Origin of the sequence: Bifidobacterium mongoliense DSM 21395 (assembly GCF_000741285.1) — a bacterium.
GTDB lineage: Bacteria > Actinomycetota > Actinomycetes > Actinomycetales > Bifidobacteriaceae > Bifidobacterium > Bifidobacterium mongoliense.
Genome location: NZ_JGZE01000025.1, coordinates 1 through 7,843 on the forward strand (window position 1 = coordinate 1; position 7,843 = coordinate 7,843).

A 7,843-nucleotide genomic window follows, 5' to 3' on the forward strand; every position below is an offset into this window, starting at 1 on the left:
CCGACGGCAGGAGCGCCTTGATGCTCATCAGCGCCAGAATCAGATACGTCACCGCCAACGACTGGTCGGCCCGACGCTACCTGGACATGTCCCGACTTCACGACACCATACAGGAAGCGAGTTGAACATCGTGCCATGACAGGCAGAAACAATTTGCGCAAGATTCCGGGCACTACCCCACCTTGTTCCTGAAATACGATTTCCGTACCGTGCACCATCAGTGGCGGTTCACCGTCACGATAATCGTTAAGCATTATTACCTTCTTTTCATTCACACCAGGCAGCAACAATCGAGGGAAACGACGTTAGCTGTTTTGAAAAACAATCGACTTCGAGCTTGTGCGATCACTCAACCACCACGAACACGCATCGATTACATTCGGAGCGATTGCAATAATCCATGCCACAAGAACAATGCCGACAACAGGAAAGCCGTGGGTAAAGACGAAATTATCCAGAAGAACGGAAATCAGCGCGAGCGCCACTGCTATGACCAGACTCTGGACGACAGCCATTCTCTCATCAGTGCGATCCCTTTGCTCGCTTTCTTGCTGGATGCAATATGAGATGTCATGCGCGCACTTACGCTGCTTCGTCAATGAGTCCGTTGGCTTGCATTTTCTCCATCGTTTGACGGCATCACGGGAACGATAACAGAATTCTGAGAATTGCGCATACGGCATCTCACCGAGTCTCGCTGTCACCTTTCCGGAAAATGACAACGATGATTGTACATATTCAGCAGTCTCCTTTTGCTTGGCACTACCGCTTGTCCTAACAACAATCTGCTGATATGAGTTCTCAGGTATATCGATTCCGATAAAATACGCCCCTAGATACGTGGCCATACTGTTTTGATACACGAATTGGTACCAGTTAATCAGAGACTGTCGTGTCAAACGAAAAGCATTGTCTCCTTTGAAACCCTGCGAGCAATACTGCATCCGGGTAATAATCTGAAAAGCCCTAGATCTGGATGTATCCGATGAAATTTGATGAAGGACGTGTAGGAATTCCTTTTTCTGGTTGTTGTCATCTGGGTATTCAGAGTCCAACCACTCCTGCACAACATGGACATTCGTCTTGGCAATTACTGCAAATGTAGCATCGAACAGACCATGGCCACTGCCATTGGACACTTTTCGTCTGGTCTGGTCTTCATACTTCACGAGTCCTTCTCGCTCGGCATCAATCCATTCTTGCCAACGCTCCCCCAAGAATAGATAATTCGTATGGTCTGAGTTTTCGCACGGTAACAGATTTTCAAAAGCTTCGGCGATGATTCTGGCTCTCGGCTCATGCATTTGTGTCGCATGCCTCATGCGCTCAGTAAATTGATGATAGTGATCAGTATCCCCACACAGCACGTAGTCTGCGCTGAGTTCACGATTCAGTATGGAATATCGCAAAGGCCGCAATGTCAACATGTCTGGATCGACATCGTTACAGTTCGGGTTCTGCTGTGGCATGCGGTCACTTTTCCCGGCAGCAAAGACATGTTGTTGCAATCGGACATTCTCTATAGTGCTGACGGTAAAATGTACCAAGCATTCTTCCAATGAAGACTGTCGTCCAGAAACGATAATGGTGGGAGCATCCGTATGAGTTTGCCCGAGCATACTCAAAACCGTTTCGGGGCCTAACGCGAGGAAGAAAATGCCATCGAACAATTCCGCCGCAGTAAGTAGAAGTTTCGGACAATACAGATATGCAGTCCGCAATACACCAGACATATGAGCTGCAAGTTCAGGAATTTCCCCTAACAGGGTCTCACACGCTCCCCCTTGATTTTTGCTTATGCCAGAGGTACGAATACCCATCGGACTTTATCCTTGTGCTTATTTCGTTTGCCAACGGTCGTTCATCTAAGTCGTGGAGTTTTCAAATACCGCTTTCCACTCCTGAAGTTGTTGAGTGGAGTCGAAATTCGACACCATAGCGACATCGATGCGTCTACCGTCGTTCGCGTTGGCCATATCATTATCATAATGCTGCAAGCACAGTAGAGTCCATTCGTGTGAATTACTCCGATTTTGTCTGCCACCTTATGGATGGCAGTTTGGACAGTTTATTCGAAAGAGTCCTCATTCTGACGCGTAGTAGTCGTACTAACTCTACACCGGTCTGTGATGTCATAGCACTCGCTGGATTCTATTTGTAAGTGCAACGTTTGGCTTGTTGGCTGGTCTGGTTTGATGATAGGCCGAGTTTGGATATTTCCTCTTGCCATGCTTCGTTGGGCGTGTGGTAGTCCAGGAGTTTCATGGGGGTGTCGTTGATCTCGGTGACGATGTCGTCGAGTTCGGTTTGGGTCAGGTTCTTCAGGCTGGTGTGTTTGGGCAGGTAGCGGCGGATCATGCCGTTGCGGTTCTCGTTGCTGGCGCGCTGCCAGGGCGAGTATGGGTCGGCGTAGTAGGTGAGCATGCCCAGGGCCTCGTCCACGAGCCGGTGCAACGCGGATTCGGACCCGTTGTCCCAGGTCCGGTCGATGCGCGCCGCTGCGGGGATGTGGCTGTAGATCGCGTATTCGGCCCTGGCGGTCGCCGGCGCGCTTTTGGATTCGATGAGGCGGGCGAACAGCTTTCTGGTTTTGCGTTCGACCTGCGTGTCGACGCACCGCTTCGAGGGAGCCGAACCGATGACCGTGTCGGATTCGTAGTGGCCGAACGAACCTCGGTGGTCCACGACCTTGGGACGCAGGGCGAGTGGCACGCGCATCGGGATCGTCACACGCCCGGCCCTGCGGCCCGCCCGTCTGGTGCGGTGGCGTTTGGCCCGGGGCAGGTAGCGCCGCCAGTCCTCGCCGTCCGCATGCCCCTGGTAGATCCACTGGTAGAGGCACTCGTGGCTGATCCGCATCGACGGGTCAGCCGGATACTCCAGTTTCAACCGGCCCTCGATCAGCTCGGGCGTCCAGCCACGCGTCAACGCGTCCGCCACCCACGCGTGCAGGCGCGCGTCCATCATGCGCCTGGGCTTCCTCGGTCTGCGCGAACGTGCCTCGGCCTTGCGCTGCGCGGTCAACGCCGAATAGAACGGGCCAGCCGTCCACGCCCCCGTCTTCAACCGCCCGGGATGGTAGGGCCGGTACGACTCGTTCTCGTTGGACGCGAACCACAGGCCACGCCTGAGCTCCCGGCTGATCGTGGAGGCGGAACGATGCAGCTGGCGGGCCACCTGCCGGATCGTCTCATGATCCCCGAAACGCAGCATCTCAATCCTGATCCGCTCACCCCCGGTCACATGCGTATAAGCTTTCATAGTGAGTGCAGCACCTCCCAAAGGTCGGAACATCAGCAATCCCAACCATAAGCGGTGTTGCACTTCTAACTAGAACTCAGGCGATTAACAGTAATTTATTATCAGTGATAATATATTATCAACATCGTTGTTGACTTGAACAAAGGAGTTGTCATGGGAACCGGCCCGCTTATGCTGGTGCTGTTGATAGCAATCGCCATTGTCATCCTGCTGATCGTAACAGTGAAGATGCATGCCTCCATGGCGCTGCTCATCGCAGCCTTGTTCGTCGCCTTCGTCACGCGCATCCCTCTTGGAAAAATCACGGATACGATCGAGAATGGCGTAGGCAGCACATTGGGATTCCTCACGCTCATTATCGGATTCGGTGCGATTTTGGGGAAACTGCTCGAAATCTCCGGTGGCGCCCAGAGACTGGCATCCACGATGCTTCACACCTTCGGGAAGCAACATGCCACGGTCATTATGGCCTTTCTCGGTTTGATCTGTGGCATTCCGGTCTTTGTGGAAGTCGGGTTCGTACTCCTCGTGCCGTTGGTGTTCGTCGTCGCGAAGGAAGCGGGCATATCTCGAGTGAAGGTCGGCATTCCCCTGGCGACCGCACTGATGGTGGTTCATTGCATTCTGCCGCCCCATCCCGCCGCCACGGCCATCGCCGGTACGTTGCATGCCGATATCGGGATGGTGATTCTACTTGGGCTATGCGTCGCAATCCCCTCCTTATTGATCGGCGGGCCTTTGTATGCGCATGTTGCCATTCCCCCACGGATGAAAGGCTCGAATGCGGTTGCCAGCGAGAAAGAAGCCACATGCGCCGAGAACAGCGACCAAGATCTGCCTGGATTCGGCATCACCCTAATTACGATCCTGCTTCCGCTGTTGATCATGATCGTGCGCACCATATGCGAGCGCACACTGCCCGCAGACCTGACCGTCATGCAATGGATCAATGTGATAGGCAATCCGATCACCGCATTGCTGATCTCCGTGTTGTTCGCATATTTCTCACTAGGTCTAAGCCGCGGTATGAATCTCTCCAAGTTGCAGAGTCTCACCGATGGATCGTTCGCACCAATTGGCGGAATTCTGCTCATCATCGGAGCCGGAGGCGCGTTCAACGCCGTCCTCACCGCTTCCGGCGTCGCGCCCGGCCTCGCTAAAGCACTTGCCGGGATGCCGGTGAGTCCCCTCATCCTGGCATGGTTCATTGCTCTGGTTCTGCACTTCGCCGTAGGTTCGGCAACCGTGGCCATGATTAGCGCTGCAGGAATCGTTCTGCCCATGCTCTCGGCCGATCCCAGCCTATCCCCCGAACTGTTGGCGCTTGCCATCGGAGCTGGAGCCATCGGATTGACGCATGTGACCGATTCGCTGTTCTGGATGGTCAAGGAATACCTTCACATCACCGTTCCGGAAGCGCTCAAAACACTTACCGTGGGCACGACGATCACTTCCGTCGTGGCGCTTGGCATGACCATGCTGCTCAGCCTCATCGTATAGATGTCACAATGAGTTACGCCTCGCATAACCCACATGGCCAGCAACCAATCTCTCCTGTATTGGAATCACACCACAACAAACAAGGAGCATCAGATGACGCATCAGGTATTAGGCAAATCCATCGGACAGTGGACGCAGGAGTTCCCGCTGCTGAACGATCTTATGGAGTGCAGGGAGGTGTCCTGGTTCAACACGAAACGGGTCCCTTGCCAACAGGCCATCACCGATGTCGGGTTGACGAAAGCCGACATCGATGACGCCGCAGACCGTCTCAAGCGGTTCTCGCCGCTGATCAAAGAGCTATTCCCCGAGACGAAATCTACGGAGGGCATCATCGAATCGCCGTTGGTCGCCGTACCAGACCATCGCGACGCACTCGGCAGACGATACGGCGCGGACCTTCCCGGGCAGCTGTGGGCCAAACTAGACAGCGAGCTTCCGATCAGCGGTTCAATCAAGGCGCGCGGAGGAATCTACGAGGTGCTCAAGCATGCCGAGGACCTTGCGATTCAAGCGGGACTGCTGACCTATGAGGACGACTACCGAAAACTTGCGAGTCCGGCGATGAGATCGTTCTTCAATGGCTATACGATCGCCGTCGGCTCGACGGGGAATCTGGGCCTCTCCATCGGGATCATGAGCGCGGCCCTCGGATTCGATGCCAGCGTGCACATGTCCGCGGATGCGCGCCAGTGGAAGAAAGACAAGCTGCGCGCGCACGGCGTGCACGTGTATGAATATCAGGATGACTACTCGGTAGCCGTGGCAGCCGGCAGAAAACAGTCGGCTGGCGATCCCAAAGCCTATTTCGTAGACGACGAGAACTCCCCGACCCTGTTTCTCGGCTACGCCGTGGCGGCTCGACGCCTAGCGGGGCAGCTCAACGCCTATGACGTCAGAGTCGACGAAGCAAACCCTCTCTTCGTGTATCTACCCTGTGGGGTGGGCGGAAGCCCTGGCGGAGTCGCCTTCGGCCTGAAGACCGTATTCGGTGACAACGTGCACTGCATATTCGTTGAGCCCACGCACTGCCCCTCCATGCTGCTGGGCGTCTACACCGGTCGCAACAACGAAGTCAGTGTGCAGGATTTCGGCATCGACAACATCACCGCCGCTGATGGGCTGGCCTGCGGGCGCCCATCCCAGTTCGTTGGGAAGGCGATGGGGCGGCTCATCGACGGATTCTGCACCGTCGAGGACGATGAACTGTTTCGCATCGAGGCGACGCTTCACGATACCGCCGGCATCGACATCGAACCATCCTCGGCCGCCGGATTCGCATGCCCCTGGCGCGTGCTCGCCGACGCGCAATACCATCAGCAGATAGGTCTCGATGAGGAAGCGGTGATCCATGCCACCCATCTTGCATGGATCACCGGTGGCTCCATGGTCCCACGCGAGGAGATGGCGTCGTACATTGCCAAGGGAGAACAGCTGCTCCATTGATCCATTCCTGGTCGTTCCATCGCGGTGTTCTTGTCGACGGAACGACCAGGAACCGTTCCGCGAGCACAATCCGCTCGGTATCATGGAGGATGAATATGACAAGACGAGACGCAACAGGCGACAACTGCACCTACCCGCCGCCGAAAACCCGAAATATGATGAGATCATGGCATTGAAGAAGACACGTGCGCTGCCTCGTGAAACGTTGAGGAATGACCGGGAGTATGTTCGCTCGTTCATCTCCCTCGTGGATTTTCTCGGAGCAGTGCTCGGCCCCCGCACGGAAGTTGTGCTCCATGACGTTTCGGATGCCGACCAATCCGTCATCGCAATCGCCAATGGCGACGTTTCGGGGCGCAAACCTGGGTCGCCGGCAACCGATCTCATGCTCACAATCATGCGCGACGGCATCGCCAATGACACGAACTACATCGTCGGGTACGAGGGCAGGACCACCACGGGAAACGGGAGTCTTTTCTCGTCGACATATTTTATCCGTCATGAAGGCCGAATCGTCGGCATGCTCTGCATCAACACCGATCGCACCCCGATCCTCTCATTCAGACACGCCGTGGACCGCCTGATGGAGGCCTATTTCCCGGAAGGCGAACCGCCTGCATCGGTGAACGTCAAGGAGGAGAATCTCATCACCTCGGTCGAGGACATCCCTGATGAAGTCATCGCCCAGGCATCCGGCGAGTCCGGCATCCTCGTTACCCGTTTTTCTACCGAGCAGCGCCTTGCCGTGATCCGCACGCTAAACGAGCGCGGCTTCTTCAATTTTAAAGGCGCCATATCAAACGTCGCCAAACGTCTGGGAATTTCGGAATCCACAACATATCGCTATCTGCGCATGGTCATGAACAACTGATTCTCACCTGCGCTACCCTATCGAACAACGCGCAGGAAGATCTGATCCGGCGTGGCTTGGACGGTCACTGTTCTGTATTGGTGATCAGCAGCGAACCCCAGATGTGCAAGGCGGGCACGGTGACCACCGCGTAGGGGCCGAACGGCGTGTTCTCAACCTTATACTCCAACGATTCAATGCGTATGGCGTCGGCGTCGGGTGTGCTGAACGTGATGCTTTCGATCGGCCCGGCCATAAGCATCCGGAAGACGAAAGGCTTGGTGTCGGCCACCGTTTTAGACTGGTTCCACTCGTCATCGCCAGCCCCCGTGAGGTTGACGAAGTTCACGAACTTTCGGTTGCTGTTTTCACGTATGTCGATCCATACCGTCCCGGCTTCAGGATCAGGAGAGAGCAGATCAGTATCGGCGGTATACTCTCGGTTATCCCCTCTGAAATGGGTGTGGGAGACGTCCGTCATCGACCGGTCTCCCCAGATGTCCGCAAGATAGGTGATGTAGTCGTAGTATCGGCGAATCCTGGCAATGGCGGTATGGTCATCGTTGTGGTAATACCGTGCGTAATATCCGCTGGATTCTATTTGTAAGTGCAACGTTTGGCTTGTTGGCTGGTCTGGTTTGATGATAGGCCGAGTTTGGATATTTCCTCTTGCCATGCTTCGTTGGGCGTGTGGTAGTCCAGGAGTTTCATGGGGGTGTCGTTGATCTCGGTGACGATGTCGTCGAGTTCGGTTTGGGTCAGGTTCTTCAGGCTGGTGTGTTTGGG

General features: G+C 55.2%; 6 protein-coding genes and 2 pseudogenes. 4 read left to right on the forward strand and 4 right to left on the reverse strand.

All coding sequences use genetic code 11. The features are described from left to right. Positions 1-125, forward strand: a pseudogene (locus BMON_RS10035) (IS256 family transposase); the annotation flags it as partial. A 180-nt stretch (positions 126-305) separates the two neighbouring features. On the opposite strand, the gene BMON_RS07750 reads toward BMON_RS10035, so the two are convergent. Continuing rightward, complete coding sequence (locus tag BMON_RS07750; RefSeq protein ID WP_152595835.1) at positions 306-1,820, reverse strand: hypothetical protein; 1,515 nt, start codon at positions 1,818-1,820, stop codon at positions 306-308. 331 nt (positions 1,821-2,151) lie between these two features. Further along, on the reverse strand, positions 2,152-3,261 hold the full coding sequence (locus tag BMON_RS07760; RefSeq protein WP_034885428.1) for an IS30 family transposase: 1,110 nt from the start codon (positions 3,259-3,261) through the stop codon (positions 2,152-2,154). Between the two features lie 153 nt (positions 3,262-3,414). Here BMON_RS07760 and BMON_RS07765 point away from each other — a divergent pair, with 153 nt between their 5' ends. From BMON_RS07765 to BMON_RS07775, 3 genes are all read left to right on the forward strand, one after another. Continuing rightward, on the forward strand, positions 3,415-4,761 hold the full coding sequence (locus BMON_RS07765; protein WP_033513765.1) for a GntT/GntP/DsdX family permease: 1,347 nt from the start codon (positions 3,415-3,417) through the stop codon (positions 4,759-4,761). A 93-nt stretch (positions 4,762-4,854) separates the two neighbouring features. Continuing rightward, positions 4,855-6,207, forward strand: a complete 1,353-nt coding sequence (locus BMON_RS07770; protein WP_033513764.1) for a D-serine ammonia-lyase — start codon at positions 4,855-4,857, stop codon at positions 6,205-6,207. Positions 6,208-6,289: 82 nt separating this feature from the next. Continuing rightward, positions 6,290-7,078 carry a helix-turn-helix transcriptional regulator gene (locus tag BMON_RS07775; RefSeq protein ID WP_202805465.1) on the forward strand — a complete coding sequence of 263 codons (789 nt, stop codon included), beginning with the start codon at positions 6,290-6,292 and terminating at the stop codon, positions 7,076-7,078. A 64-nt stretch (positions 7,079-7,142) separates the two neighbouring features. On the opposite strand, the gene BMON_RS07780 is transcribed toward BMON_RS07775, so the two are convergent. Further along, positions 7,143-7,733 (reverse strand): glycoside hydrolase family 66 protein, encoded by a 591-nt coding sequence (locus BMON_RS07780; protein ID WP_081883004.1) that lies wholly within the window; start codon positions 7,731-7,733, stop codon positions 7,143-7,145. After that, a pseudogene (locus BMON_RS10040) lies at positions 7,655-7,843 on the reverse strand (hypothetical protein); the annotation flags it as partial. The gene BMON_RS07780 and the pseudogene BMON_RS10040, both read right to left, overlap by 79 nt.

What these genes read in the sequence shown, in the direction of transcription:
- BMON_RS07760 (WP_034885428.1), bottom strand. Translation starts at nt 3,261, where the DNA reads ATGAAAGCTTATACGCATGTGACCGGGGGTGAGCGGATCAGGATTGAG.
- BMON_RS07770 (WP_033513764.1), top strand. Translation starts at nt 4,855, where the DNA reads ATGACGCATCAGGTATTAGGCAAATCCATCGGACAGTGGACGCAGGAG.
- BMON_RS07750 (WP_152595835.1), bottom strand. Translation starts at nt 1,820, where the DNA reads ATGGGTATTCGTACCTCTGGCATAAGCAAAAATCAAGGGGGAGCGTGT.
- BMON_RS07780 (WP_081883004.1), bottom strand. Translation starts at nt 7,733, where the DNA reads ATGGCAAGAGGAAATATCCAAACTCGGCCTATCATCAAACCAGACCAG.
- BMON_RS07765 (WP_033513765.1), top strand. Translation starts at nt 3,415, where the DNA reads ATGGGAACCGGCCCGCTTATGCTGGTGCTGTTGATAGCAATCGCCATT.
- BMON_RS07775 (WP_202805465.1), top strand. Translation starts at nt 6,290, where the DNA reads ATGGAGGATGAATATGACAAGACGAGACGCAACAGGCGACAACTGCAC.